At 67.0% G+C, this 1,508-nt stretch carries 1 protein-coding gene; it reads left to right on the plus strand.

Going from position 1 to position 1,508, the window contains the following annotated elements:
- Positions 1–189 precede the first annotated feature (189 nt).
- Positions 190–1,272 carry a helix-turn-helix domain-containing protein gene (locus D7231_RS34635; RefSeq protein ID WP_120760315.1) on the plus strand — a complete coding sequence of 361 codons (1,083 nt, stop codon included), beginning with the start codon at positions 190–192 and terminating at the stop codon, positions 1,270–1,272.
- Positions 1,273–1,508 lie beyond the last annotated feature (236 nt).

Here is a 1,508-nt window from a genome sequence, read left to right on the forward strand (position 1 = left end):
GGGCTATGTGGTCGAGTGGAAAGACCGCATCCCGCTGCCGGTTCTGGAGATGGAAGGCGTCGCCATGCCCGACGACGACGAGGGGCCCGGCGAGATCGAGATTCCGATCGACTTCCGCTGATCCCGCTCAGGGGCGGCGCCGGCCCGCTCGGGCGTCGCCCCCTGTCGACCGCACGAGGCTGATTCACCATGGTCACTCCCTCCCGTATCGCTTTGGCCCGCAGACGGCGGGGAATGACCCTCGCGGAGCTCTCCGAGGCTGCGGGGGTCTCCCTCCAAAGCCTGTCCAACTACGAGACCGGCCGGACAACACCCCGGCCCGGCACACTCGCCCGGCTGGCGGCCACGCTGGACTTCCCGTCCGCCTTCTTCTCCAGCCCCGACATCGATGAACTCCCCGCTGAGGGCATCTCCTGGCGCGCGCGCAGCAAGACGCCGCCCAGGGTCCTCGAAGCCGCCCGCGCCGCGGGAGGCCTCGCCGTCCAACTCCATGAGTGGATCGAGGACCGGTTCCGGCTCCCCGCACCGGACGTGCCAACCCTCAGCAAGCCCGACCCCGAGACAGCCGCCGAAATGGTCCGCAGGCGCTGGGGGCTGGGGTCGGCACCGGCCCCGAACATGATCCATCTGCTGGAAGCCCACGGCGTGCGGGTCTTCTCCCTCGCGCCCGACTACGCCGAGGTCGACGCCTTCGCCGTGTGGCAGGGGCCGGTGCCGTTCGTGTTCCTCAACACCAGCAAGACCGGCGAGCGCAGCCGCTTTGATGCCGCCCACGAGCTGGGGCACCTTGTCATGCACGGCCACGACCGCCAGTGCACGGGCCCGGCTGCGGAAAAGCAGGCCAACGACTTCGCCAGCGCCTTCCTCATGCCGGCCTCCAGCGTTCTAGGCCATATGCCCCGCAGCCCGCACGTCGATCAGATCCTCCAGGCCAAGACGATCTGGAAGGTCTCGGCTATGGCACTGACCTACCGCCTGCACGACCTAGGCCTCCTCTCCGACTGGCAGTACCGCTCCGCCTGCGCCGAGCTGAGCAAACGTGGATACCGCCCAGCCGAACCAGTCGGCATCAGGCACGAAACCTCCCAGGTCCTTGCCAAGGTCTTCCAGGGGCTGCGAACCACCGGCGTACGGCCCCACCATGTCGCCGCTCAGCTCGCGATCACCGTCGACGAGCTCAACAAGATGCTCTTCGGCCTGACCATCACCGCGGTCGAAGGCGGACAGAGCGGCCCCGCCTCGACTCGAGGCCAGCATCTCAACCGGGTCTAATACCGCCAGCTCAAGCACCCGAGACTGTGAGAGATAAACGGACGCTGACGGCAACGCGTCGGGCACGATGACCGACATGGCTATTGGTGACAGCAGGCAAGCAGACCTTTACTAGCTCGTCGGCTCACGCAGTAGGGTGCGCGCGTTGGGACTGAATCGTGGCGTGAGACATGCGACTCGCATTCCGGTGTAGGGCTGCGCTTCTTACGAAAGCAACGCAGCTCGCAAGGCCTCAT

It is taken from the genome of Streptomyces klenkii (genome assembly GCF_003626645.1).
In the GTDB taxonomy this organism is placed as follows: domain Bacteria; phylum Actinomycetota; class Actinomycetes; order Streptomycetales; family Streptomycetaceae; genus Streptomyces; species Streptomyces klenkii.

Coding starts and splice junctions, on each gene's coding strand:
- D7231_RS34635 (WP_120760315.1), top strand. CDS start 190: ATGGTCACTCCCTCCCGTATCGCTTTGGCCCGCAGACGGCGGGGAATG.